General features: G+C 47.7%; 24 protein-coding genes. 1 reads left to right on the top strand and 23 read right to left on the bottom strand.

What is annotated here, in order from left to right; genetic code table 11:
• Positions 1 to 98: 98 nt before the first annotated feature.
• The 21 genes from ribF to FD32_RS08365 all read right to left on the bottom strand — a co-directional run bounded on the left by ribF (position 99) and on the right by FD32_RS08365 (position 23,453).
• Complete coding sequence (gene ribF, locus FD32_RS08465) at positions 99 to 1,070, bottom strand: riboflavin biosynthesis protein RibF (protein ID WP_047769151.1); 972 nt, start codon at positions 1,068 to 1,070, stop codon at positions 99 to 101.
• An 11-nt stretch (positions 1,071 to 1,081) separates the two neighbouring features.
• Complete coding sequence (gene truB, locus FD32_RS08460; protein ID WP_047769149.1) at positions 1,082 to 1,987, bottom strand: tRNA pseudouridine(55) synthase TruB; 906 nt, start codon at positions 1,985 to 1,987, stop codon at positions 1,082 to 1,084.
• 68 nt (positions 1,988 to 2,055) lie between these two features.
• On the bottom strand, positions 2,056 to 2,415 hold the full coding sequence (gene rbfA, locus FD32_RS08455; RefSeq protein ID WP_047769147.1) for a 30S ribosome-binding factor RbfA: 360 nt from the start codon (positions 2,413 to 2,415) through the stop codon (positions 2,056 to 2,058).
• 13 nt (positions 2,416 to 2,428) lie between these two features.
• On the bottom strand, positions 2,429 to 4,732 hold the full coding sequence (gene infB / locus FD32_RS08450; RefSeq protein ID WP_047769145.1) for a translation initiation factor IF-2: 2,304 nt from the start codon (positions 4,730 to 4,732) through the stop codon (positions 2,429 to 2,431).
• Positions 4,733 to 4,744: 12 nt separating this feature from the next.
• Entirely contained in the window at positions 4,745 to 5,056 is a 312-nt protein-coding gene (locus FD32_RS08445; protein ID WP_047769143.1) for a L7Ae/L30e/S12e/Gadd45 family ribosomal protein, read from the bottom strand.
• Positions 5,046 to 5,348, bottom strand: coding sequence for an RNase P modulator RnpM (rnpM, locus tag FD32_RS08440; RefSeq protein WP_047769141.1), 303 nt, complete (start codon positions 5,346 to 5,348; stop codon positions 5,046 to 5,048). Before rnpM ends, FD32_RS08445 begins: the two co-directional genes overlap by 11 nt.
• A gap of 21 nt (positions 5,349 to 5,369) precedes the next feature.
• A complete protein-coding gene (gene nusA, locus FD32_RS08435; RefSeq protein WP_047769140.1) occupies positions 5,370 to 6,563 on the bottom strand; it encodes a transcription termination factor NusA in 1,194 nt (397 codons plus the stop codon).
• Positions 6,564 to 6,580: 17 nt separating this feature from the next.
• Positions 6,581 to 7,054 carry a ribosome maturation factor RimP gene (gene rimP, locus FD32_RS08430; protein WP_056962166.1) on the bottom strand — a complete coding sequence of 158 codons (474 nt, stop codon included), beginning with the start codon at positions 7,052 to 7,054 and terminating at the stop codon, positions 6,581 to 6,583.
• A gap of 269 nt (positions 7,055 to 7,323) precedes the next feature.
• Complete coding sequence (locus tag FD32_RS08425) at positions 7,324 to 9,528, bottom strand: serine hydrolase (protein WP_053003061.1); 2,205 nt, start codon at positions 9,526 to 9,528, stop codon at positions 7,324 to 7,326.
• 6 nt (positions 9,529 to 9,534) lie between these two features.
• Positions 9,535 to 9,768 (bottom strand): hypothetical protein, encoded by a 234-nt coding sequence (locus tag FD32_RS08420; RefSeq protein ID WP_152666530.1) that lies wholly within the window; start codon positions 9,766 to 9,768, stop codon positions 9,535 to 9,537.
• A 164-nt stretch (positions 9,769 to 9,932) separates the two neighbouring features.
• A complete protein-coding gene (locus FD32_RS08415; RefSeq protein WP_047769136.1) occupies positions 9,933 to 14,261 on the bottom strand; it encodes a PolC-type DNA polymerase III in 4,329 nt (1,442 codons plus the stop codon).
• Positions 14,262 to 14,316: 55 nt separating this feature from the next.
• A complete protein-coding gene (locus FD32_RS08410; RefSeq protein WP_047769134.1) occupies positions 14,317 to 16,056 on the bottom strand; it encodes a proline--tRNA ligase in 1,740 nt (579 codons plus the stop codon).
• A gap of 24 nt (positions 16,057 to 16,080) precedes the next feature.
• Positions 16,081 to 17,355 (bottom strand): RIP metalloprotease RseP, encoded by a 1,275-nt coding sequence (gene rseP / locus FD32_RS08405; protein WP_047769132.1) that lies wholly within the window; start codon positions 17,353 to 17,355, stop codon positions 16,081 to 16,083.
• A 12-nt stretch (positions 17,356 to 17,367) separates the two neighbouring features.
• A complete protein-coding gene (locus FD32_RS08400) occupies positions 17,368 to 18,153 on the bottom strand; it encodes a phosphatidate cytidylyltransferase (protein ID WP_047769130.1) in 786 nt (261 codons plus the stop codon).
• Positions 18,154 to 18,169: 16 nt separating this feature from the next.
• The gene (locus FD32_RS08395; protein WP_047769128.1) at positions 18,170 to 18,934 is read right to left on the bottom strand and encodes an isoprenyl transferase; all 765 of its coding nucleotides are present in this window, start codon (positions 18,932 to 18,934) and stop codon (positions 18,170 to 18,172) included.
• A 164-nt stretch (positions 18,935 to 19,098) separates the two neighbouring features.
• Entirely contained in the window at positions 19,099 to 19,659 is a 561-nt protein-coding gene (gene frr, locus FD32_RS08390; protein WP_047769126.1) for a ribosome recycling factor, read from the bottom strand.
• A 3-nt stretch (positions 19,660 to 19,662) separates the two neighbouring features.
• Positions 19,663 to 20,385, bottom strand: coding sequence for a UMP kinase (gene pyrH / locus FD32_RS08385; RefSeq protein WP_047769125.1), 723 nt, complete (start codon positions 20,383 to 20,385; stop codon positions 19,663 to 19,665).
• Between the two features lie 73 nt (positions 20,386 to 20,458).
• On the bottom strand, positions 20,459 to 21,334 hold the full coding sequence (tsf, locus tag FD32_RS08380; protein ID WP_047769122.1) for a translation elongation factor Ts: 876 nt from the start codon (positions 21,332 to 21,334) through the stop codon (positions 20,459 to 20,461).
• Positions 21,335 to 21,445: 111 nt separating this feature from the next.
• A complete protein-coding gene (gene rpsB, locus FD32_RS08375) occupies positions 21,446 to 22,234 on the bottom strand; it encodes a 30S ribosomal protein S2 (protein ID WP_047769121.1) in 789 nt (262 codons plus the stop codon).
• A 150-nt stretch (positions 22,235 to 22,384) separates the two neighbouring features.
• Positions 22,385 to 22,705, bottom strand: a complete 321-nt coding sequence (locus FD32_RS08370) for a GIY-YIG nuclease family protein (protein WP_047769119.1) — start codon at positions 22,703 to 22,705, stop codon at positions 22,385 to 22,387.
• Entirely contained in the window at positions 22,692 to 23,453 is a 762-nt protein-coding gene (locus FD32_RS08365; RefSeq protein WP_047769117.1) for a tRNA1(Val) (adenine(37)-N6)-methyltransferase, read from the bottom strand. Before FD32_RS08365 ends, FD32_RS08370 begins: the two co-directional genes overlap by 14 nt.
• A 90-nt stretch (positions 23,454 to 23,543) precedes the next feature.
• Here FD32_RS08365 and FD32_RS08360 point away from each other — a divergent pair, with 90 nt between their 5' ends.
• The gene (locus FD32_RS08360) at positions 23,544 to 24,182 is read left to right on the top strand and encodes a lysophospholipid acyltransferase family protein (RefSeq protein WP_047769115.1); all 639 of its coding nucleotides are present in this window, start codon (positions 23,544 to 23,546) and stop codon (positions 24,180 to 24,182) included.
• A gap of 230 nt (positions 24,183 to 24,412) precedes the next feature.
• On the opposite strand, the gene FD32_RS08355 is transcribed toward FD32_RS08360, so the two are convergent.
• Together FD32_RS08355 and FD32_RS08350 are read right to left on the bottom strand one after the other, a co-directional pair.
• Complete coding sequence (locus tag FD32_RS08355; protein ID WP_152666529.1) at positions 24,413 to 24,637, bottom strand: YneF family protein; 225 nt, start codon at positions 24,635 to 24,637, stop codon at positions 24,413 to 24,415.
• Between the two features lie 74 nt (positions 24,638 to 24,711).
• Positions 24,712 to 24,963: a DUF896 domain-containing protein gene (locus FD32_RS08350; RefSeq protein ID WP_047769113.1), complete on the bottom strand. Its 252-nt coding sequence runs from the start codon at positions 24,961 to 24,963 to the stop codon at positions 24,712 to 24,714.
• Between the last annotated feature and the right edge of the window lie 51 nt (positions 24,964 to 25,014).

Raw genomic sequence — 25,014 nt, 5'->3', positions numbered from 1 at the left:
AAAGGAAAATGGAGTTAAATGAAATCCGAAAATTTCATCTAACTCCATTAATTATTCTTATGTCACAGCCCCTTTGTCCTTTCTAAAGGCTCACTCTTTTAATGAATTATCTGGCTTGTAATTGCTGGTGGTGCCTGCACGACCTGACGTGCCACTTGTTCATCATGCTTCATTTGTGCCACTAAACTAGTAGCATCCACAAACTTTTGCTCACCACGAAGGTATTGATACCAACGAACAGTTATCTCTTCGCCGTAAACCATTTGATCAAAGTCAAATAGGTAAATCTCAACGGTCAGCTGGTTATGGTCACCAAAGGTAATGTTATGACCAACACTGGCCATCCCCCCATACCACTGGTCACCAATTTTAACGTCGACCGCGTACACACCAATCCCCGGAATTCTTTCCCGTGATGGTGTTTCCACATTAATCGTGGGGAAGCCCAGGGTCCGGCCTCGAGCAAGACCATGGACGACCAACCCCGTGGTCTGGTAATAGTAGCCTAATTCTTGGTTAGCAGTCTGAACGTCCCCGCGGTCAATTGCCTTCCGGATTGCCCGGGAACCAACCTTCTTGGTCGTGCCCGGATCAGTAAATTTAGGAACTGTTACCACAGTGAACCGGCCTCGCGCATAGGCAGGTAGGTTCGTCATAGTAGCAATTTTAGCCGGACCATAGGTGTGGTCAAAACCCGCCACCACGACTTGGCTATGAAAAGCGACGAGATAGTGGTCGACAAATTCTTGAGGAGTCTGGTTGGCAAAACTCGAGGTAAAACTAACTAGGTACACCAAGTCAACGCTGAGCTGTTTTAAAAGGGCTAACTTCCGGTCAGTAGTGGAAAGGTATTTAAAGCCGCCGGGATATTGCCGGTAAACAACTCCTGGTGCGTGACCATAGGTTAGGACTGCCAAGGGTAACTTCCGCTGGTCAGCAATTTGCCGTGCCCGTCGGATGACCGCTTGATGGCCACGGTGGACCCCATCGAAGAACCCCATCGCCAGCACTACCGGGCCGTCAGGAATTAATTGCTTGTTGATTGGGTGGTGTATTTTTATAACCTGCAATGTTGGGCCTCCTAGTTCGTCAAAAACATCTTTGTTGGCTGATAGGCGTGGTGGTGTGCATCAAAGTGGTAAAGCGCCTTAACTTGGTGACCATACTTGAGGACCAGCTCTGCTGCTGATGAGGAAAGCTCAGCTGGCTTTAGCCAACCCCCGTTCTGAACAGCTTTCCACTGGTCTGCGTTAAGCTCAACCGCCGGATAATCACGGAGGGCGTAATCAAGTGGATAAAGGTAATGGTTAATTGTCCCTGCTGTTACGGCGTCTTGAATATTCCCCAGACTTAGTGTCTGATCAAGGGTAAAGCCACCACTTTTTAGCCGGGTTAGCCAACTCATTGTTCCCGGATAGCCGAACCGCTTTGCCAACTCAACTACCAGTGTCCGTACATAGGTCCCTTTACTGCAGGCGACCTTAAAGCGGACCCGTTCTTCCTGCTTCCCCTGATCATAGTCAGCACTTACCAGTTCAAACTTGTCAATCATCACGTGGCGAACTGGACGGTCAACACTTTTCCCCGCCCGTGCATATTCGTAAAGGCGTTTCCCCTTTACCTTTACCGCTGAATACATGGGTGGAATTTGGGTAACCGCCCCCGTCAACGTTGTCATCTGATCACGGATAACATCTGGGGGAATCTCCCTAGTTACCGGCTGGGCAGCAATCACCTCACCGTCAAGATCCTCCGTTGTCGTCGCCTTGCCGATTAACAGTTCACCCTGGTAAACCTTCCCTGACTGCATCAAGTACTCAACGACCTTCGTCGCCCTACCAATACAAATTGGCAGGACCCCATCAACAGACGGGTCTAGGGTCCCCGAGTGACCAATCTTTTTTGTCTTCAGTATTCGTCGCAGGCGGTTAACACAGTCAAAGCTGGTCATTCCCCGTTCTTTATATAAAGGAATAATTCCGTCCATTCGTTTGGTCCTCCGTATACAAAAAGGAGCAGGTCAAAGATTTACCCCGCTCCTCGTGTTTTAGTCAGTTACTTTTCTTGTTGATGAAGCTTATTGATCAGTTGGTCAATCCGACTGCCATAAGCTATGGACGGGTCACGTTCAAACTTGATCTCCGGTGTTTTAAAGATATTTAGGCGGGCGCCTAATTCAGAGCGGATTAAACCCGTGGCCTTATCCAAGCCTTCTTGGGTCTTTTCACCCGCCGAGGCCTTGTCAGACAAGATACTGTAATAAATCGTTGCCTGTTGCAAATCACCAGTAACATCAACGCCAGTGATTGTAACGCCTTGCACACGTGGATCACGAACCCGCTTCAAAAGGATATCATCGACTTCGCGTTGAATCTGCTGCGCAAGCCGGTCAACGCGATATTGTCTGTTTGGCATTTTGCCTCCTCCTTTATTTAACTGGTACTTCTTTCATCTGATAAGCTTCAATAACATCCTTTTCCTTGATGTCATTGTAATTAGCAATCGTTAAACCACATTCAAAGCCGGCCTTGACTTCCTTAACATCGTCCTTGAACCGCTTAAGTGAACCCAGTTCACCTTCGTAAACGACCACGCCGTCACGAACCAAACGGACCTTAGAATCACGGGTAATCTTACCAGAAGTAACCATTCCTCCGGCAATCGTCCCGACCTTGGAAGCCTTGTAGATTTGACGAACTTCAACTTCACCAATCGTTTCTTCCTTGTATACCGGTTCAAGCATCCCCTTCATGGCATCCTCAACTTCTTCAATGGCGTTGTAGATAACCCGGTGGAGACGGATATCAATATTACTGGAGTCAGCAAGCGACTTAGCAACCGGTGTTGGCCGCACGTTGAAACCAATGATAACCGCGTTTGAAGCTTCGGCCAAGGTAACGTCACTCTGACTGATTGCCCCGACTGCTTGGTGAATGATGTCAACCCGGACGCCATCAACCTTGATCTTCTGCAGACTTTGACTAAGGGCTTCAACTGACCCCTGAACATCGGCCTTAATAATTAATGGCAGGGTCTTCATCTTCCCCTTCTTCATAGTGGCAAAGAGGTTGTCCAGGGTAACGTGCGAAGTCTTTTGCCGTTCCTTGTCTTGAGCCCGCTTTGCCCGTGCTTCACCAGCTGCACGAGCGGTCTTTTCATCGTCAAAGACAACGAACCGGTCCCCGGCTTCCGGGACTTCGTTAAGCCCCGTAATTTCAACAGGGGTCGATGGGGTAGCTGTCTTAATCCGCCGACCATTTTCGTTGGTCATCGTCCGAACACGGCCGAAGGTGTTACCGACAACGATTGGGTCCCCAACATGCAAGGTCCCTTGTTGAACCAACACGGTTGCCACAGGTCCCTTACCTTGATCCAGTCGTGCTTCAACAACGGATCCCGCCGCGTTTTGGTCAAGGTTAGCCTTTAATTCCATCATTTCAGCTTGGAGCAGGATCATGTCCAACAACTCGTCGAGGTTCTTGCCAAACTTAGCGGAAATCTTGACGAAGATGGTGTCACCGCCCCAGTCTTCTGGAATCAGGTTGTATTTAGCCAGCTCTTCAGTAACCTTATCAGGGTTTGCACCCGGCTTATCAATCTTGTTGACGGCAACAATGATTGGCGTCTTGGCAGCCTGGGCGTGGTGAATGGCTTCCACCGTCTGCGGCATTACCCCATCATCAGCAGCAACCACCAGAACGGTAATATCGGTAATGTTAGCACCACGGGCCCGCATTTCGGTAAATGCAGCGTGCCCTGGAGTATCCAAGAAGGTAATCAGGTTATCGTTGTAGTGAACTTGGTAGGCACCAATTTCCTGGGTAATCCCACCGGCTTCATGTTCAGTGACGTGTGAGTGCCGCAACTTATCCAGCAGGGTAGTCTTACCATGGTCAACGTGCCCCATGACAGTAACTACTGGTGTCCGCTTAACAAGGTGCTTGGTGTTGTTCTGTTCGTCTTCAAACATCTTATCAATATCAGAAACGTCAACCTCAACCTTTTCTTTGGCGTCAATCCCGTAGTCGGTTGCCAAGAGCTCGATAGTGTCCTTGTCGAGGGACTGGTTTTGGTTGATCATTACGCCGAGCATAAAGAGCTTCTTAATAATTTCCGCTGGAGAACGGTGTAAGATCTTACCCAAGTCCTGGGCATTCATCCCCTCAGTGTACTCCAGTACTTCTGGTAATGGCTTATCCTTCCGCTGAGTTGGTTGCTTGTGGTTCACTTCACGGAGACGGTTATTCCCCTTGTTACGCTTATTGCGCTTCTTGTTTTTCTTGTTGAAGCGCTTGCCATGTCGGTCATTATTGTTCAAGCTACCGCCAAAACGACCGCCGTTGTTTTGGTTACGGCGGCTTTCGTTATGCCGCTTTTCATTGTGCCGGTTTTGGTGTTCTTCACGAGGCCGTTCATTTTCATGCCGGGCAGGCTTGTTGGCCTTCTTTGGATGGCTTTCATGGTCCCGCTTATTTTGGTGCTTATTGGACGGCGCTTTTTTATGGTCATCCTTTGCCTGGTGGTTCTTATGGTGGTTGGCCGGTTTGGTATTGGCCTTTTTTTGACCACCATTCTCATTTTTAACGACTTCCCGTAATTTGGCCGCTTGAGCGGGAGTTACGGAAGACATGTGACTTTTAATTTCCATTCCTTGTTGGTTAGCAACCTTAACAAGGTTTTTACTTGGCATTTTGAGCTCTTTAGCTAGTTCATAGATTCGTTCCTTGGCCATATGCTCACTCTCCTATTCCATTGTCATTAATTCCTCAAACTTTCTTGCAAAACCTGGTTGCATCACACCAATAACGGTCCGTGATTGGCCCGTTGCCTGACTGAGCTGGTCTTTAGTAAAGGCTTGTGAGTACGGAATATGGTAGTACCGACACTTGTCAGTAAACTTCTTAGCCGTTGCAACACCAGCATCCCCTGCCAAAAACACAAACTTTGCCTTATTAGTTTGAATATTTTTTAATACTGTTTCTTCACCACTGGTTAACTGACGGGCACGCCGCGCTAACCCAAGCAAACCGAGTGCCTGTTGGCGTTTATTTTTCATTTTTCCCGAATAATTCCTGGCGAGCTTGCAAGTGGTCGGTATACTTGATCAGTTCATCATAAAAAGCGTCATCGAGCTTAACGTGAAACGTCTTTTCAAATGTCTTTTCCTTTTTAGCCCGCTTAGCAATTTCAACATCAACCGCAATGTAGGCTCCCCGGCCGGCTTTCTTACCGGTGGGATCCAAAGAAACCTCATTTCCCTTGTTCTTGACTACCCGGATAAGTTGGCGCTTTGGCATCATTTCTCCGGTGACGATATCTTTGCGCATTGGTACTTTTCTCTTTTTCATTATTTTCACCCCACTGCTCAATTATTCTTCATCAGATGTTTGACCGTCAGTTGCTTGTTGGTCATCATCACCTGTTGGTTCACTGTCATCCGCTGCTTCTTGGGCCTGAATTTCTTCCATTTCAGAAGCAGACTTAATATCAATCTTGTACTTGGTCAAACGAGCCGCCAATCGAGCATTTTGCCCCCGCTTACCGATTGCTAAGGAAAGCTGGTCGTCCGGAACAACAACGGTGCATGACCGTTCCTGTTCTTCTTCACCATCCTCACGTTCAATCGTAACCGGGTCATTGAAGATGACGTCAAGGACTTCCGCCGGGTTAAGGGCGTTAGCAATGAACTTAGCCGGATCCCTTACATATTCCACGATGTCCATGTTTTCACCATCAAGTTCGTTGACAATTGCCTGAACCCGAGAACCCCGTGGTCCAACACATGTTCCAACCGGGTCAACATTGTCATAGTTGGAGTAAACAGCGACTTTTGCCCGGTCACCGGCCTCCCGCGCGATATTTTCAATCAACACGGTGCCATCTTTAATCTCAGGGACTTCCCGTTCAAAGAGCCGTTTCAATAGCTCTGGAGCCGTTCGACTGACGTAAATTTGGGGACCGCGCCGGTCATCATTAACCTTTGATACATAAACCTGAATCCGGTCGTGAACATGGTAGTGTTCATTTGGCATCTTATCACGGTAACCCATTGCTCCTTCAACCCCATCACCGAGGTCAACATAGGTGAAGCGCTTGTCCTCACGAGAAACTTCCCCAGTGATAATTTCGTTTTCATAAGTCTTGTACTTATCGTAAATAATCTTTCGTTCTTCTTCCCGAAGGCGCTGCATAACCACCTGTTTAGCAGTTTGGGCAGCAATCCGACCGAAGTTGCGGGGCGTCACCTCTTCACGAATTTGGTCACCGAGGTCATATCCTTGACCATGGGGAAGCTTTCGGGCAGCAGCAAGACTCATGTATTCATTGCTATCTTCTGCAACCTTATCTTCATCGTCGGTAATCGTCTTAACGGCATACACTTTGATGTTACCAGTAGTGGCATTAAATTCAACCTCGACGTTCTTCTCGCCGTAGTTTTGCTTATAAGCCGATTCAAGGGCCTGTTCAAGCGCTTCGATTACGACTTCCTTTTTAATTCCCTTTTCCTTTTCTAAGTAGTCAAGGGCGCCAATCATTTCTGCATTGACTTTTGACTTGCTCACAGTGAACACTCCTTTAATTAAAACTTAATGGCCAAACGGGCCTTCGCAACCTTGCTCCGGTCAATCACAATTTGCCGGTGACGGGTCTTGTCTAAATAATCTAAAGTTAATTCCTTATCCGATAGCTTGGTCAACGTTCCCTCGTAAACTTTCTGACCATTAATCTGCTGGTACAGCGAAACGTGGATGTATTGGTTTATAGCCCGTTTATAGTCGTCCTCATCCTTTAATGGCCGCTCTGCGCCTGGGGAGGAAACCTCCAAGAAGTAGGCCTGGGGGATGGGGTCGGGATCAACGTTGTCCAGGGCTTCACTTAACTGATCACTAACTGTTGCACAGTCCTCAAGCGTGATTCCACCATCTTTATCAATGTATACCCGGAGATACCAACTCTTGCCTTCCTTAACAAATTCAATATCGTATAGGTAAAAGTCGTGTTCATCAAGGATTGGGGTTACTAAGTCCTTTACGGTTTCAGTAACAGTACTCATCTTGTCACCTCCATTGTTTGCAATAAAAAGAGCGAGCATTGCTGCTCACTCCCACGAGTTATTTACCAATTGATATTGTAGCATGGCTAAGGGCCAAACACAAGCGACGTGCTTTTCTTAAGTCAACTGATTACTTGCCGAGTTACCAAAGCCAATTGTTCAATGTATGACCGGCACCGTTCAAATGATGGGGCCACTGTATAGATGGCAATTGTGTATTTACCGGGGATCGCGCCAATGCTGCTAACGTTCCAACCACTGCTGGTGTTTCAGCCATCTTTAATGTAAAAGCGGGAACTGCCAGCCGAAATCCCCCACGCTTGGCTAGGGGTAACCTGCCCCATTAGACTTTGAAGATACTGTCGGGACTGTTGATTCAGGTAAGTAGAGCCAGGGTTAAGGAAAATTTCATGAAGAAGACGGAGCTGGTCAGCAGCAGTAGTTGTCGTAAATGCCCAGTGGCCATTACAGTGGGAGGAATTCATCCCTAATTCTTGAAATAGCTGGTTGAGACCATTCTCAGCACCAATCTCGTTATATAACTCAGTCGCACAATCATTGTCACTGAAGCGAATCATCCGGGATGCTACTCCTTGTTGTTCGGCCGACAAGTTACCTCCCTGGTTGTGAAGCAGTTTTGCAAGGATCCCAACTTTGACCGTACTTGCCGTCACAAAGTTTTGTCCTGGTAAGTTAGTAAAAGTGACGACCTCACCGGTTTGGGCAACTTGAATTGCGATACTTACCGGGTTGGCAAAACGGTTAGCCACTTGCTGCCACCGGCTAATTAGTCGCTGCTGGTAGGCATTAATATCGACGGGGCCCGACCACCAGTCGACGTAGTTACCATTACCCTGGGAATCATTAGTTAAGCGGTGGATAACCCTAACGACATGGTGCTGGAGTGCTTGTGGAATAGCAAAGGCCAACCTGAACCCCGCACGACCAGCCCCTAAGATGAAGGAACGGTTTTGTGCCAGGTCTGGCCGCGGGTTATTGATATCCAATACTTGCTGACGGTATAGTTCATGCCCATCCTGATTAACAAAGATCAGCCACTGGTAGGGTTTATCTGCCGACTGGTTACTGGCGTGCCACCCACTAACGTAAATACTATTGGGGCTGCGGAGGATAACACCGAGTCGCCCGGTAACGTTTCGTGGGGCAAGCTTTAGTAGAGTTGAGAAACCACTGTTTTGGCTGTTATATACTTGGCCGTACTTCTTAGTAACATCGCCCCGTTCTTGTAGGTTAAGGCGGGTTCGACCAATTTCTTGACCATTATTCAACACAATTAAGTAGGCATAGGGCCGGTCGAGCGACTGGTCACTAGCCATCCACCCGGCAACTTTGAGGCCATCACTAGTCATTTGAACGGTGTCCAAGCAAGCACCACCTTGTTGGTCTAACTTAATTGGTGCGTACCAGTAGTCAACAAACTGTCCCTGGTCCCCGTTCCCAGTGTTACTGGTGGAATAGCGACTAACGATTCGGTAGACGTAACCTGCTGCGAGTCGGGTCGAGCTCAGGTCAAACGTCGCGGTAAAACCAGCGTGGTGCGCCTGATTGATTTCAGGAAATGCTTTAGCAACATCCGGGCGCTCAACCTGCTGGGGCACTGTTTGACTGACTTGTCGATTTGCTGTCTGGTCAAACAGAATAATGAAGTGGTGGGACTCAAGTTGGGCCAGGTCATTGGCGTGCCAACCACTAACGGTCATTGTTTCCCCACTACTAAGATTATAAGAGTCGAGGCATCCCTGGTTGGCTTCGTCGCCCTTTGTGGTTGGGCTGAACCAGAAGTCAACGTAGTCACTATTCCCATCCTTGTCACTTGAGTACCGACTGATCACCTGAAGCTGGTGACTGAGGTTGACTCCTCGCAAGGAAAAGTTGGTACTGAAGCCAGATTTACCGGCCCCTTCCACGTCTGGATAGGCTATGACAACGTCGGGGCGCTTAACTGCATGGCCAACTATTACACGGCTGACTTCCCGATTTTTGTTTGTCCGGTCGACCATGATCAGGTAATGGTACGGTTTATCGGCTGCCAGATTGGTAGCGTGCCAGCCTGCTAGCTGTAGCTTATTACCATCAACAGTGACCTGGTCAAGGTGGGCATAATTACCCCTATTCACCGTGACGGGTGCAAACCAGTAGTCGGCTGCATTGCCGTTACCATTCTGGTCATCGGTATAACGACTGATGATTTGAACCTCACCAGTGGTTGCCGCTGCCGTGCCGAGGTTGAATCTAGTCCGAAAGCCAGATTCTTTTGCCCCATAAACATTGTGGACCGTGGCCGCGTCATAACGTTCTATTGGCTGGCTAGTGACGTTGACCCGGCTAAGTTCACGGCTGTTGGTCCGGTCATAGGCAATGATGTAATGGTAAGGTCGCCCCTGCGCACGGTTGGTAGCGTGCCAACCACTGACACTCAGCTGACCATCATCATTAAACTGGGCCTGGTCCAAACAGGCCTAATTGCCCTGGTCGGTGGCATTGTAGCTGGGGTTCCCATTGCTGTCGAAAGCCAACTGCTGACCAGTTGCACTTGCACTGGCGTTAACCGTCTGTGCTTGAGCAGTCGCCGTCGTGGGGGTGGCCGAATCGGCCTTTATTTGGGCCTGATTCATTAACAAAAAGAAGGAACAGCTCGCCATTATTAAACAGCCAGCAACTCCTCGCTGTGCATAACTAAAACTATTTTTCAAAATAAGTCCTCCCTAATCTCACAAATCATGTAATTACATGAATCCTCCTTCATTATATGATATTTTTTAATGCTTGGTAGCGCTTTCTCGGCAAAACAAAAAATGCGGGTAGGCAATGGTCATCCTACCCGCATTTCATTTTTAATTCTGAAAAAACGCTGCAATCAAAACAGACTAAGCTGGTTCTTATCCGGCAACTTGTCGATAACGTGATTTTCCGTCATGAAATCGATAAGGGTTTGTGAGACCTTCCCCCGCTCTGCCAAGTCCTGCTTAGAAAGGAACGGGCGCTCCTCCCTGGCCGCAACAATTTGCTTGGCAACGTTGAGACCCAGCCCCGGAATCGCCCGGAACGGCGCTATCAATGAGTCACCATCAATCAGCCAGTTAGAGGCGTCTGAACGTTTCAAGTCAACCATCTTAAACTTGAAGCCCCGCTCCAGCATTTCGTTTGCCAGTTCTAGAATGGTCAGCAGACTCTTTTCCTTGGCACTGGCGTCATTGCCCTTCTCGTTAATCTCCGCCATGCGAGCTTTGACTGCTTCCTTGCCGTGTGCCATTGCAACGACGTCAAAGTCATCGGCCCGTACAGAGAAGAAGGCACAGTAATAGACCAGTGGGAAGTAAACCTTAAAGTAGGCGATTCGCAAGGCCATTAAGACATAAGCGGCCGCGTGGGCCCGCGGGAACATGTACTTGATTTTCAAACAAGAATCCATGTACCACTGGGGAACGTTAGCTTCTTTCATTTTCTTTTGCCAGTTATCCGGGATTCCGCGCCCGTGACGGACTGATTCCATCACTTGGAAGGAGGTTTCGGAGTCCAAGCCATAGTGGATTAAGTCGGTCATAATGTTGTCCCGACAACCAATCACGTTAGCAATCGTTGCCGTCCCTTCCTTGATCAGCTCCTGGGCGTTATCCAACCACACACCGGTTCCGTGGGACAGTCCTGAAATCTGGAGCAATTGAGAATAGTTCTTCGGGTGGGTATCATTCAGCATCCCGCGAACAAATCGGGTCCCGAACTCTGGCAAGCCCAGCGTCCCGGTCTTACTCTGAATCTGTTCTTCCGTAACCCCCAATACCTTCGGACTCGAGAATAAGGACATTACCCCCGGGTCATTCATCGGAATGGTCTTCGGGTTCACCCCAGAAAGATCCTGCAGGGCACGAATCATCGTCGGGTCATCGTGACCCAGGATATCCATCTTCAGGATGTTATCGTGGATTGAGTGGAAGTCGAAGTGGGTCGTTTCCCAGGCGGCGTCCTGGTCATCTGCCGGGTACTGAACAGGCGTGAAGTCGTAAATGTCCATATCGTCGGGAACAATGATGATCCCAGCCGGGTGCTGGCCGGTCGTTCGTTTGACCCCGGTCGCCCCTTTAGACAGACGGTCTTCCTCGGCACCGCGAAATTGAACATCGTTATCCCGTTCGAAGGCCTTTACATAACCATAGGCAGTCTTGTCCGCCACTGTGCCGATTGTTCCGGCCCGGAACACGTTCTTTTCTCCGAAAAGGACCTTCATGTAGTTGTGGGCAATTGGTTGGTAGTCACCAGAGAAGTTCAGGTCAATATCTGGCACCTTGTTTCCCTTGAAACCAAGGAAAGTTTGGAACGGGATATCATGACCATCCTTCACCAGCAGGGTCCCACACTTGGGACACTTCCTTTCCGGCAAGTCAAAACCAGAACTGTACTCACCCTTGGTATAGAAGTGGGTGTACTGACACTTTGGGCACCGGTAATGTGGTGGTAAGGGGTTAACTTCCGTAATTCCCGACAAGGTGGCTACCACACTAGAACCAACGGAACCCCGGGATCCAACCAGGTACCCGTCCTTGTTTGACTTAGCAACCAACCGTTGGGCAATCAAATAAATAACGGAGAACCCGTTCTTCACGATACTGTTGAGTTCGAGCTCCACCCGGTCCTTGACCAACTTAGGTAGTGGATCACCATACCAGGCCTTGGCCGTATGCCAAGTCCGTTCCTGAATTTCTTGTTCTGCGCCCTTCATGTGTGGGGTGTACAGGCGGTCTTTGACTGGTCGAATATCATCATCGACCATGTCGGCTACCTTATGGGTATTGTCCACCACAATCTTTTGGGCGACGTCTTCACCCAGGAAGCTAAACTCCTTTAGCATCTCATCGGTCGTCCGGAAGTGAACATCCGGACGCTTTGTCCGGTTCAATGGGTTAGCTCCACCTTGGGAATTGATCAGGATCCGCCGGTAAATTCCGTCATGGGGGTTAATGTAGTGAACATCACCCGTTGCTACCACCGGCTTATTGAGATTATCACCTAACTTAACCATATTCTTAATGATATCCTCCAAGTGAGCCTGGTCACTGATGACGTGCTGTTCCAGTAGCGGTGCGTAGTTGGGCCGTGGCTGGACCTCGATGAAGTCGTAGTAACGGGCCTTACGCATCGCTTCCGAATACCCCTTCTCCATCATCGCAGTAAAGACTTCCCCAGAGGAACAAGCGGTTCCCAGCAGGATCCCTTCCCGGTACTTGGTCAGTACTGTCCGCGGAATTCTGGGTACCCGGTGAAAATACTTAACATTGGAGAAGGAAACGAGCTTGAAGAGGTTCTTCAAGCCAGCCTGGGTCTGGGCAATCAGTGTTGCATGGAATGGCCGGGCATGTTTATAGGCGTCATTTTCTGCCATGTGTTTGTTCAGGTCATCAACGTAGCGAACACCATAACGATCCTCAGCATCCTTTAAAAACTTATAAAGCAAGTGTCCCGTGGCTTCCGCATCGTAATTTGCCCGGTGGTGGTGTTCCAAGGCTACTTTGAACTTCTTACTCAAGGTATTCAACCGGTAACCCCGCATGTTCGGGTATAGGAAGCGGGCTAATGGTAAGGTATCAATTACTGGTTCCGTAATTTCTTCCATCCCGTGGCGACGGTAACCGGTATTCATGAAGCCCATATCAAAGGAAACGTTATGCCCAGCGATGATGCTACCCTTACATAGGTCCTTGAACATCCGGAAGACTTCTTCCTCGCTCTTGGAGCCATGCACCATCTCGTCGGTGATACTGGTCAAGTTAGTCGTCTGTTCTGACAGGGGGAAACCCGGGTCAATAAATTCATCAAACCGCTCGATGACGTTTCCGTCCTTCATCTTAACGGCCGAGAGCTCAATAACCTTATCATAGATCGCTGAAAGGCCGGTCGTTTCAACATCAAAAACAACGTAAGAGTGGTCCTTTAAAACCGCATGATTTTCGTTATAGACAAGGGGGATCCCGTCATCTACAACGTTGGCTTCCATCCCGTAGAGCATTTTGATTTTATTTTTCTTAGCCGCTTTATAGGCCTCCGGAAAGGCTTGGACATTGCCGTGATCCGTAACGGCAATTGCCGGGTGTCCCCACTTGCTGGCTTGGGTCGCGAGTTCACTAATCGAATTAGTGGCGTCCATCTGACTCATTTCACTGTGGGCGTGTAACTCGATTCTCTTATTATCTGCTGGTGCCATGTCCTGCCGCTCCTGGTGGCTAATTTGGTTGATATCATAAGCATTGATAACCAGGTCATGCATCCAAGTGTCTTCTTGCACGGGACCGCGGACCTTTAACCAAATTCCCGGTTTGATATTGGCGAACTGAGCTTCCTCATCACTATTACGGGAGAACTTCTTAACGGCAAACGATGAGGTATAGTCGGTGATTTCAAAGGTCAAAAGCTGGCGGCCGGACCGCAATTCACGAACCTCAGCATTGAAGACATACCCTTCAACGACTACCGACCGTTCCTCACCCTGGATATCCTTCATCTGGACAACCTCTTGCTTATCGTTAATCACCCGACCGAGTTGTGCCGGGCCTTCCGCTGGTGCACTAGGATGATTGTTGGAATGCTTCTTGACTGTATTCTTCTTTTTAATCTGGGCAATTGCCTTAGCGGCTAGTGCGGCATCGGCCGCCTCATGTTTCTCCTTTAATTCCTTAATCTTCGCCTGAGAAGCAGACTGATCAACAAAGGGGTGGATTTTAAAATGCGGAAAGCCAAACCGCTGGTATGAATCCTCAATCCGGGTCAGGGCCTTCTTTACCAGCATTTCCTTTACAATATCGTTTTCAACAACGATGGTCACCCGGCCGTCGCGAACTTCTGGAACTGTTGATAGACAAGCCTGCTGAAGCATCGGTGATTCAATAACGCTCTGGGTAACCACTTCTTCCCAGTAATCGGCAATTAGGCCAGCATCCATATCGGTTGAGGGTGAGCTGATCTGTAAACTAACCCCCGCAATATCCTTGAATCCCATTTGTAGGGACTGATAAAACTCTTTGTAGAGCTTTAACGGTAATGGCTGACGCATTATCAGATGAAATTCCCACTGTCGACTGGACCGGTGAACGACAACCGATTGGACCGCTGCTTCTTTGAAAGCGTCATTATCCTTTTCAGGGAAATGGACCTGTTCCAACAGTTTCCTAAATAACTCTTGTCTGTTTAAAGCCACTTTTCCTAAGCCCTCCTACTTAAAAAATGTGGTACCATTCCGTACCACATTTTATTTACTTATCATCAACAGATTGGTCAGCTAATTGTTTCAGTAAGATACCAACCGTATTAACAAGTTCTGCTTGCTTGACTTCAATCGTCTCGCCGGTCTTCCGAATCTTAACTTCAACAATTCCATCAGCAGCCTTCTTACCAATCGTAACCCGTAATGGAATCCCAATTAGGTCAGAATCAGCAAACTTGACACCGGCACGTTCCTTCCGGTCGTCAACTAAGACTTCATATCCCGCCTTAGTCAGCTGGTCTTCGATGTCGTTTGCCATCTTCATCTGTTCTTCCTTCTTAGCGTTGACTGGAATAACATGCACGTCAAATGGGGCAATACTGTCTGGCCAAACCAGACCATTTTCATCAGCGTTTTGCTCCGCAACCGCCGACAGCATCCGCGTTACCCCAATACCATAGCAGCCCATAATCATGTCAACCAGACGGCCGTTCTTATCCAGGACCTTTGCACCAAGCTTTTCGGAGTAACCCGTTCCTAACTTGAAGATATGGCCAATTTCAATTCCGTTCGTAAACTTGATTGGATGACCGTCAGGAGCAATTTCGCCTTCCTGAACATTCCGGAAGTCACCAAATTGGTCAACCCGGAAGTCGCGGTCAATATTAGCATTGACGAAGTGGTAACCATCATCGTTGGCGCCACAAGCCATATTGACCAGGACCTTCACGTAGTTGTCGGCCAGGATTTTAACATCTTCACCAACGCCAACCGGGCCCAAGGAACCTGGGTGAGCGCCGAGGTACTTAGCGGCGTCTGCTTCACTAGCTATTTCAAGGTCTTCACACCCCAATTCGTTAGTCACCTTAGTCTCGTTAACCTCGTCATTTCCGCGCATTAGGACTAGTACCGGTTGGTAATCGTCTTCGCCCATTTTAGCCATGAAAAGCATCGACTTCAAGATCTGGCTGGCATCAATGCCCAAGCTTTCAGCTGCCTCATCAACCGTATGTGCACCCGGTGTCGCCTGCTTCTTCAGTTCAGCTGGTTCAGCGGTTTGCTGAACACCACTAAACTTGGAAGTAGCCTTTTCCAGGTTGGCAGCGTAACCACCATCCGTATAAACAATGACGTCCTCTCCCACCTTGGCAGGGGCGGAAAATTCTTGAGAATTGTCTCCGCCAATGGTTCCGGAGTCCGCCAGGATAATCTTGTATTTCAAGCCAACTCGGTCAAAGATATTCCGGTAGGCCTGAGCTTGTTGCTGGTAAGCTTCGTCAAGGCCCGCTTCATCGGCAGCAAAAGAGTAGCCGTCCAGCATCTCAAATTCCTTGCCCCGGAGAATGCCGTACCGCGGACGGTCTTCGTCACGGAACTTATCCTGAAGTTGGTAAACAACCAGTGGCAACTTCTTATAGGACTTAATACTGTCGCGAAGGACTTCAGTAAATGATTCCTCGTGGGTCGGGCCGAGAACAAATTCACGATCATTACGGTCGCTCAACTTATAGAGGTTATCACCATAAGCTTCGTAACGACCAGACTGTTTCCATAGTTCGGACGGTAAAAGCGCAGGCATCATCATTTCGTAAGCCCCCGCTTTGTCCATCTCTTCTCGGATGATTTGTTCAACTTTACGGATAACCCGATAAGCAAGTGGCAGGTATGACCACACCCCTGACGAGATTTGGTAAATATAGCCTGCCCGGACCATCATCTTATGGCTGAGGGCCTCCACATCACTTGGGGCCTCTTTCTTGGTTGGTATTAAAATCTTTGACTGCTTCATCATTATTCTCCTTTATTCCCCCGATTACCGAATGAAATAGCGTTGAATGTCATTCCAGGTAACCAAAATCATTAGTATCAATAGTAGCATAAATCCAATCATCGTCACAATTCCTTCGGCCTTCTCCGGGATTGGTCTTCTGATAACTGCCTCGATAATGTTTAGTAGTAGTTTACCACCATCAAGTGCTGGAATCGGCAACAAGTTTACGATTCCCAAGTTAATCGATAACATGGCTAAGAAATTCAGTACACCATTAACCCCGAGTGCGGTCGCCTGGGACGTTCCCGCATAAATCGCTACTGGGCCCCCCAGGTCATTCAGGATGAAGCCGTGGGTAAACATGTGGCCTAAAACACTAAAGATCAGCGTCCCAGCTTGGGCAAACTGTTGCCAGCCAAATAACAGGCGGGCCTGGATTCCTGTCTTTTGCTGTTCGATAATCCCAATTTGACCAACTTTCTGCTTGCTCTGCTTAACCATCTTCGGTTTCACGGTGACTGATTTTGTTTTTCCAGCCCGCTGGTAAGTAAGATGAACTTTTTGTCCCGGTTTACTGGAAAGATTAGTGGCCAGTTCTGACCAGTTGTTGACCCGGACCTTACCCACATGAGTGATCCGGTCACCGGCCTTCAAGCCCGCGCGTGCCGCCACCGAGTTGGCGTTAACCTTTCCAATCTGGTTGCTGTTGGTCGGAACCCCAGCAAGGGTAAAGCCCAGGACGATAAACACCAGTAGTGACAAGATGAAATTATTCATCGGCCCCGCAAAGTTAGTCATCATCCGCGCAGGCAGACTAGCTGACTGAAACTGAACATCACGGGGAGCAATCTGAACCTGGGTACCGTCACGTTCAATGACCACGGCGTCGTGGTCAACCTCATAAGTCTTGACCTCACTTTCGTTGCCATTAACAAAGCCCTTGATCCATAAGCCATCCGTCAAGTCACTGTCCACTAGCTGAAGGGGGATACCCTGAAACAGGGTCGACTTCGAACTAGTGTTGATGGTGACAACCTTATTTTGGCCGTTTAATTGTAAAGTGAGTGGGGTCCCTGGTCGCATCTCCTCTTCGTCTTCATCGTCATTTCCCGCCAGGCGAACATAGCCACCAACCGGAAGAATGCGGACGGTATAGGTCGTACCATTTTTTCTCTTCCACCAAATTTTGGGGCCCATCCCGATTGAAAATTCACGAACCAGGATACCAGCCCGTTTGGCAAAGTAGTAGTGGCCAAATTCGTGAACAAGCACGAGAACCCCAAAAACGATGATAAACGTAATAATTGTTATTATCACAGAATCCCTTCCTTAAATAATACCAACCATGTGCAGAAGTGGCATGACGATTAACATACTGTCAAAACGGTCCAGGATTCCTCCATGACCGGGTAGAATCTTCCCGGAATCCTTAACGCCATAGTATCGTTTTAATGACGATTCAATCAGGTCACCCAATTGCCCCATAATTGACAGGATCAGTGTCAGGATAATCATGGTAACAAAGCCATCACCAACCGGGAACAGGTAAAGGTAGATTGCCAAAATAATGGTTGCCGAAATGGTCCCACCAATCGACCCTTCCAAAGTCTTGTTGGGACTGATCTTCGGTGCTAGCTTATTTCTCCCGAGCTTTCTACCAATCAGGTAAGCGCCACTATCAGTAATCCAGACAATCAGCATCCCGTACAACAGGGTCTGGAAATTAATCGCCCGGGCGGCTACAAAGTAGTGGAATCCCATCCCAATGTACAACATTGCCAATGTAATTACTCCCGCATCGTCAAAGGTAAAGCGTTGCTTTCGCAAGACGGTGTGGAGAAGTAATAAAACGACCAACAAATAGAAGCCAAACCAGCGGGTAGCCACACTAGGTAAGAAATCCAGCCAGTTATCTGGCAAGATTAATAGAGCTACTCCCAGGTAGCTAACAATCGCCTCAAAAGAAATTACAAACATCCGCTTCATTACAAGTACTTCTGACATTGCAATGATTCCTAACACAACTGCAGCAATCGTTAACGGCCAACCACCATAAATTATCAGTGGGATAAAGATGGCTAGGGCAATCACCGCCGTGATAATTCTCGTCTTCACTTTTAAAACATCCTCCCTATTGGTTCTCTAATCCGCCAAAGCGACGGTGACGTCCTTGAAACTCTACAATAGCCTGCTTTAATGATTCAGCATTAAAGTCTGGCCAGTGTTCTGGCACAAATTCAAGTTCACTATAAGCGATTTGCCATAGCATAAAGTTACTAATTCGTTCTTCGCCACTGGTTCGAATCAGGAGATCGGGGTCGGCAAGTGATCCCAGGCTGCCAGACATAAGATGGCGGCTAATTGTTTCTTCGTTAATATCATCTGGTGAAAGTTGGCCTTCTTTTACCTCACCGGCAATCTGGCACATGGCCCGCGTAATTTCATCACGACTCCCATAGTTTAAGGCAAAGTTAAGCACCATCCCATCACATTTGGCGGTGTCCCTAATGGCATTGCGGACCGCTTGCTGGGTCTGAACAGGCAGCTTACTTGTATCGCCCATCACCATTACCTGGACGTTGTTTTTAATCAGGTCCGGAACAAAGGTTGAGAAAAAGCGAATCGGCAGTTGCATCAGGTAATTGACTTCACTGCTCGGCCGCTTCCAATTCTCGGTAGAAAAAGCATATAGGGATAAGACCTTGACTCCTAATTTACTAGCCGCAATAGCAACAGTCTTGACGGTCTGCATTCCCTGCTTATGACCGGCAACCCGGGGCAGGTGCCGTTTTTGGGCCCACCGTCCATTGCCGTCCATGATGATCGCAATATGTTGTGGAACGCGCTGCGGGTCTAATTCTGGCTCATCACCAGCGGTTTTTCTTTTAGAAAACAAATTTCTCCCTCCATACTATGGCAAATGAATAATTTTAAACAAAGCGCTAATTAATTATAAAGCTCCCGTCGATGAATTATCAACTCACGGCCGCTTTTTAGCAAAAATTTATATCTAATAACAAAAAAAGGGACAGCGCGGGCCATCCCCTAGCAGGTAAATGTTTATTGGAGCAATTCCTTTTCCTTATCTGCGGCAATTGATTCCAGGTTATTAATTCCAGCGTCCGTTTCGTCCTGGACCTTCTTTTCTAGGTCGTGGAATTCGTCATCATTGAAGTCACCATTCTTGTTGCCCTTCTTCAGGTCATCCATGGCTTCACGACGAACATTACGAACCGCTACCTTAGACTTTTCCAACTCCGCTTTAACGTCCTTAACCAGTTCCTTGCGCCGGTCTTCAGTTAATTGCGGAATAATCAAACGAATCGCACTGCCGTCGTTTTGTGGCGTCAGGCCAAGGTTAGAGGCATAGATTGCCCGCTCAATTTCCTCCAAAATGCTTTCGTCGTACGGGGTAATCAGTAACTGCCGTGCTTCCGGAATCGTGATCGAAGCAACTTGGTTCAGTGGCGTTTCTGCCCCATAGTATTCGACCTTAACAGAGTTCAAGAGGCTGGCATTGGCTTGCCCCGCCCGGATATCAGCTAGGGTTCTTTGTAATGCTTCCCCCGACTTCTTCATCTTTGTTTTTGCGTCATTTAAGATTTCTTTACTCGATGCCATAATTTAGTCTCCCTCAATAGTTGTTCCAACTTGCTGGCCAGTAACAACCTTCATAATATTTCCGGCCGTGTTCAAATTAAAGACGACGATTGGAATGTGATTGTCCATCGACAGCGAACTAGCGGTGGTGTCCATCACGTGCAGGTTCTTTTCAATCAGGTCCATGTGGGTCAAGTGGTCAAATTTAACCGCGCTACTATCCTTATTCGGATCTGCGGAGTAAACACCATCGACCCCATTCTTCCCCATCAAAATTGCGTCAGCATTGATTTCTGCCGCCCGCAATGCTGCAGTCGTGTCGGTTGAGAAATAAGGGCTCCCGGTTCCACCGGCGAAAATTACAATCCGGTCCTTTTCCAGGTGCCGAATGGCCTTCCGCCGGATGTAAGGTTCAGCGATTTGCCGCATTTCAATTGACGTTTGCACCCGGGTTGGCACATCAATTGACTCAAGGGCGTCCTGTAAAGACAGGGCGTTCATGATTGTTGCCAGCATCCCAATGTAGTCTGCTTGGGCACGTTCCATACCGAGCTGGGCACCGGTAACGCCCCGCCACATATTTCCACCGCCGACAACGATAGCAATCTGGACTCCCTTATCGTGAACTGCCTTTAATTCTTTAGCAACATCCTTGAGCACCGGCGGGTTAATACCGAACCCCTTTTCGCCGGCAAGTGCTTCTCCACTGAGCTTCAAGATAACTCGATTATACTTAATATCAGCCATCATGTTCCTCCTTATCAACCTTGTAAAAAAGGACGCGCTTAATATAAGTACGTCCTTTTCGCCAATCGAACGCTTAGTTCATTTGGTCCTTAACTTCTTTAGCAAAGTCGTCTTGCTTCTTTTCGATTCCCTCACCGACTTCGTAACGGATGAAGGACTTCAGTTCACCGTTGTTAGCCTTAACGTATTCGGCAACGGTCTTGTCAGAATCCTTAACGAATTCCTGGTCAGCCAAGCAGATTTGGGACAGGAACTTGTTCAAACGACCTTCAACGATCTTGTCAACGATCTTAGCAGGTTTGCCTTCGTTCAACGTTTCTTCCTTGAAGACAGCGCGTTCGTGGTCAAGACGTTCCTTGGAAACATCGTCACGAGTCATGAATTCAGGATTGATGGCAGCAACGTGCATTGCAACATCCTTAGCAGTAGCTTCATCAGCACCCTTCAGAACAACTAAGGCTGCAATTTGACCACCTTGGTGGAGGTAAGCACCGAAGGAATCCCCATCGTCCTTTTCAACGACTTCAAAACGCCGCAGACTAACCTTTTCACCGGTCTTTTGGGTGGTACTAATGATATCATCCTTCAGGGTACCATTATCGGTCTTAATTGCCAAAGCTTCGTCAACATTGGCAGGCTTGTTTTCACTAATTAACTTAGTAATCTTCTTCAGCAGGTCCTTGAATGGGTCACTGGCAGCAACGAAGTCCGTTTCGGAGTTCAGTTCAACGATTGCGGCCGTGTTGCCGTTAACTGCGATATCTGCTAAACCTTCAGCAGCAACCCGGCTGCTCTTCTTAGCAGCCTTGGCGATTCCCTTTTCACGAAGGTAATCCATTGCCTTATCCATGTCACCATCACTTGCAACCAATGCCTTCTTGGCATCCATGATGCCGGCACCGGACTTCTTTCGTAATTCCATAACTTGAGCAGCTTTAATTTCAGCCATGACAGAGTCTCTCCTTTAACAGTTAATAAGTTTTACAAAAAAGGACTGTTTGTACTCAGGGCCACAATGGTCCATAACACAAAACAGCCCAAGTATTAATCGTTTTTTAAATTACTTGCCTTCAACACTGTTCTTAAGGTTCTTCAGAGAATCTTCACTAACAGTAGTGTCTTCAGCAGTTTCTTCGGCATCCGCATCTGCTTGTTGAGCTTCATCTTGACCTTGCTTACCTTCAACAATTGCGTCGGCCATCTTAGAAGTAATCAGACGAACGGCACGAATTGCGTCATCGTTAGAAGGAATTATGTAGTCGATGTCATCTGGGTCGGTGTTAGTATCAACCATGGCAACGATTGGAATGTGCAGCTTTTGTGCTTCCTTAACAGCGATTTGTTCCTTGTGTGGGTCAACGATGAACAGTACGTCTGGAATCCGTGGCATGTCTTCGATACCGCCAAGAAACCGTTCCAGCTTTTCACGTTGCTTAGTCAGAACAGCAACTTCCTTCTTTGGCAGAACATCAAAAGTGCCATCTTCAGACATCTTCTTCAATTCCTTCAGACGAGCGATCCGGGATTGGATAGTCTTCCAGTTGGTCAAAGTACCACCTAACCAACGGTGATTAACATAGAATTGGCCTGCACGGGTAGCTTCTTCTTCAATAGAGTCTTGCGCTTGCTTCTTGGTGCCGACAAAGAGAACAACCCCACCATCAGCGGCAACGTTCTTCATGTAGTCGTAAGCAGTATCGATCAGCTTAACAGTCTTTTGTAAGTCAATGATGTAAATACCGTTACGTTCAGTGAAGATGTATTGTTCCATCTTTGGGTTCCAACGACGAGTTTGGTGACCGAAGTGGACACCTGCTTCAAGCAATTGCTTCATAGTAACAACAGACATAAAAATACCTCCAAATTGTTTTTCCTCCCCATGAGTCGTCTAAGAATGGGAACCACTATTGGCACATCCCTTCTTATCGTCACAGGTGTGTTATATGTTATTAAACACCGTTTAATAGTATACAAAAAAGCTTGTCTAATGACAAGCTTTTTAACCTTTTCTTTTGGCGCTTTGATGGTTTAAGGCAAAATAGTGTGCCACGTCGATTCCATGCGCCTTCAAGAACCGATCCTTTTTCCACCGGGGCTGGTGCTTAAAATGGTATTCCGCACTGAGGGCAGCGTTCTTACTGTTGAATTTTTGATGGTAAATCAGTCGGAGGGGGTGACGGCTCTTTACACGGGTGTACTTAGCCCCCTTATAAGCCTGGTGCTGGTCAAAGCGCCGTTGGACATTGTCGGTGAAGCCACAGTAAAGGCTGTCGTCGGCACAGTATAAGACGTAGATATAGTAAGGTTTATTCTTTGCCATATAAAAGCTTCCTCACTGCCGGAAGGTATTCCCCATCGTCCCCGTTGACAATAATTGGCGGGACGACCTTCATCCCCCCCGGCTTTCCATCTTTGATCACTTCAATCAGCATCATATTCGCTTCTCGTCCGGGCTTTGGATAAATAAAACGCAACCGTTTGGGAACCAGGCGATGTTCCTGAAGGGTCGTCATGATTTCTGTTAATCGGTCTGGACGGTGAACCAGGTATCCGTGCCCGTTCATTTTCAACAGGCCACTCATTTGTTTTGCGACCATCATGAAGTTCGTCTTAATCTCGTGGCGGGCAATTGCAAGGTAGCGGTTGGGGTTACGTTGACTCTTTTCTGTAACGGGAAAATAAGGTGGGTTGCAGAGGACCACATCGACGGAATCCTTCGGCACCTGGTTAAAGACATCAGCAATGTCCATATTCAAAACGCGGTAACGATCATCAAGTTGGTTGAGTTGGATACTGCGGGCGGCCATATCCGCTAGACGCTCCTGGATTTCCACTTCAGTAAAGGTCCCGCCCAACTTGTTATGAAGAAAGAGGCCCACTGCCCCATTACCGGCGCACAAGTCGACTGTCTTCAGGAGGTGGCGGTGATTGGGTCGGACAAAGTCGGCCAGTAAAACTGCATCGAGGGAAAAGGCAAAGCAAGTCGGACTCTGAATAATTTTGACATCCTGACTATATAGTTGGTCAATTCGCTCGTCGCCACGTAATAATTTCGTTGGTTCATTCATCGCTATTTCCCCTTTTCTCCTTGCAAGTTAGTCTTTTTTTAGTCATACTTTAGCTTTGAAGTATCATTTAAACAGATTGGAAGAATAAAAATGCTCTACACATTCTTAGTAAAAATCGTCAATCCATTTTTAACGTTAATTAACGGGCGTACCCGTATCTATAATCGGGAAAACCTCCCCGATGGTAACTACATTATTGTAGCACCCCACCGGACATGGATGGACCCCGTTTTATTGGCCCTTGCCGTCTGGCCAAAGGAATTTAGTTTTATGGCCAAAAAAGAGTTATTTAAAAACCCGATTGCGGGTCGGTTTTTGAGGTCCCTAAATGCCTATCCGGTAGACAGAAAGCACCCCGGCCCATCAGCCATTAAAACACCGGTGAAGTTTTTACGAAACGGTAACCTTTCCACAATTATTTTCCCTAGTGGCTCCCGTTACTCAGACAAGCTCAAGGGAGGTGCAACCCTGATTGCTAAATTGGCGAACGTGCCCCTCGTTCCGGCAGTCTACCAGGGGCCCCTCAAGTTTGGGCAACTCTTTACCCGGAAGCCACGTCAGATTGCTTTTGGCAAGCCGATTTACGTTGACCGGAAGAAAAAGCTAAATGAAGAGTATGAGGCTGAACTGGAAAAAAAGATGCAGGAAGCCTTTGATGACCTCGACAAGCAAATTGACCCCAACTTCGTTTACGTTATGCCCCCTAAGCCCAAAGACGATGATTTTTAACTAAAAATATAGGGGCTCTGACGACATAAGTCTCCTATATAGTTGAAAATGCTGCAGTACAGTACACAAAGGGACTCTAGTGTACGGAAATCCGCACACTAGAGTCCCTTTGTGCTTTCTAAAGACTTGCTTCGACGGGGTGGTCCCTACAGGCTAGCTTTGCGTCGAAAAACGAACTAGTAAGCTAGTTCTGTCGCACTCCCATTCTTTTATATAAGTCACCCGACCAATTACTTATTAGCCTTTCGTGCTTGTGCCTTCATCGTTTGCATCATTTGATGTAACTTCCGGCTGGATGGCTTCTGCCCCATCTGGAGCATCATTGTCCGCAACATTTCCTCAGAAATCGGGGGATTATTACGAAGATAGTTTTCCATGTACTTACGAGCACCGAAGAAGCCGATTAATAAACCAACCAGCAGCGCCAGAATGACAAATAAAATCGTCATACCCAAGATTGCTTCCTCCTTTGTTAAGTTACCTTTTCATCTTACACGAATGTTTAACACTTGAAAAGTAGCAAATTAAATTAATCGTCGCGGAGACCTTTCTTTCGCTGAATCTCCTTCACCTTTTCAGGCGTAACTTCCTTGCCCTCATCATTGTAGATCCGCATCATCTCAATGTTGCTCCGCATGGTCTCGCGGAAGTTCTTGATGTATTCACGGCGCAGGCGTTCGCGTTCTCGTGTTTCGGCCTCAGTAAGGCCTTCCTTCTTATTTTTGTGGGCAAGCTCATTGATCCGCTTTAATAGCTTTTCCTGTTCCTTTGATTCTGTCATTAAGCTGACCTCCAGTCCTTTAATTCACAATATCATTTTAGATTAATCACT

This window comes from Limosilactobacillus panis DSM 6035 (assembly GCF_001435935.1).
Classification (GTDB): domain Bacteria; phylum Bacillota; class Bacilli; order Lactobacillales; family Lactobacillaceae; genus Limosilactobacillus; species Limosilactobacillus panis.
Note: the sequence above shows the minus strand (reverse complement) of the source record. Positions and strands in the feature narration are given on the sequence as shown.

Excerpts from the sequence above, each read along its gene's own strand:
- tsf (WP_047769122.1), bottom strand. The coding sequence starts at position 21,334 with ATGGCTGAAATTAAAGCTGCTCAAGTTATGGAATTACGAAAGAAGTCC.
- FD32_RS08365 (WP_047769117.1), bottom strand. The coding sequence starts at position 23,453 with ATGAATGAACCAACGAAATTATTACGTGGCGACGAGCGAATTGACCAA.
- rnpM (WP_047769141.1), bottom strand. The coding sequence starts at position 5,348 with ATGAAAAAGAGAAAAGTACCAATGCGCAAAGATATCGTCACCGGAGAA.
- rbfA (WP_047769147.1), bottom strand. The coding sequence starts at position 2,415 with ATGCCAAACAGACAATATCGCGTTGACCGGCTTGCGCAGCAGATTCAA.
- rimP (WP_056962166.1), bottom strand. The coding sequence starts at position 7,054 with ATGAGTACTGTTACTGAAACCGTAAAGGACTTAGTAACCCCAATCCTT.
- frr (WP_047769126.1), bottom strand. The coding sequence starts at position 19,659 with ATGGCATCGAGTAAAGAAATCTTAAATGACGCAAAAACAAAGATGAAG.
- infB (WP_047769145.1), bottom strand. The coding sequence starts at position 4,732 with ATGGCCAAGGAACGAATCTATGAACTAGCTAAAGAGCTCAAAATGCCA.
- FD32_RS08360 (WP_047769115.1), top strand. The coding sequence starts at position 23,544 with ATGCTCTACACATTCTTAGTAAAAATCGTCAATCCATTTTTAACGTTA.
- rpsB (WP_047769121.1), bottom strand. The coding sequence starts at position 22,234 with ATGTCTGTTGTTACTATGAAGCAATTGCTTGAAGCAGGTGTCCACTTC.
- FD32_RS08410 (WP_047769134.1), bottom strand. The coding sequence starts at position 16,056 with ATGAAGCAGTCAAAGATTTTAATACCAACCAAGAAAGAGGCCCCAAGT.
- FD32_RS08350 (WP_047769113.1), bottom strand. The coding sequence starts at position 24,963 with ATGACAGAATCAAAGGAACAGGAAAAGCTATTAAAGCGGATCAATGAG.
- FD32_RS08370 (WP_047769119.1), bottom strand. The coding sequence starts at position 22,705 with ATGGCAAAGAATAAACCTTACTATATCTACGTCTTATACTGTGCCGAC.
- truB (WP_047769149.1), bottom strand. The coding sequence starts at position 1,987 with ATGGACGGAATTATTCCTTTATATAAAGAACGGGGAATGACCAGCTTT.
- FD32_RS08445 (WP_047769143.1), bottom strand. The coding sequence starts at position 5,056 with ATGAAAAATAAACGCCAACAGGCACTCGGTTTGCTTGGGTTAGCGCGG.
- pyrH (WP_047769125.1), bottom strand. The coding sequence starts at position 20,385 with ATGGCTGATATTAAGTATAATCGAGTTATCTTGAAGCTCAGTGGAGAA.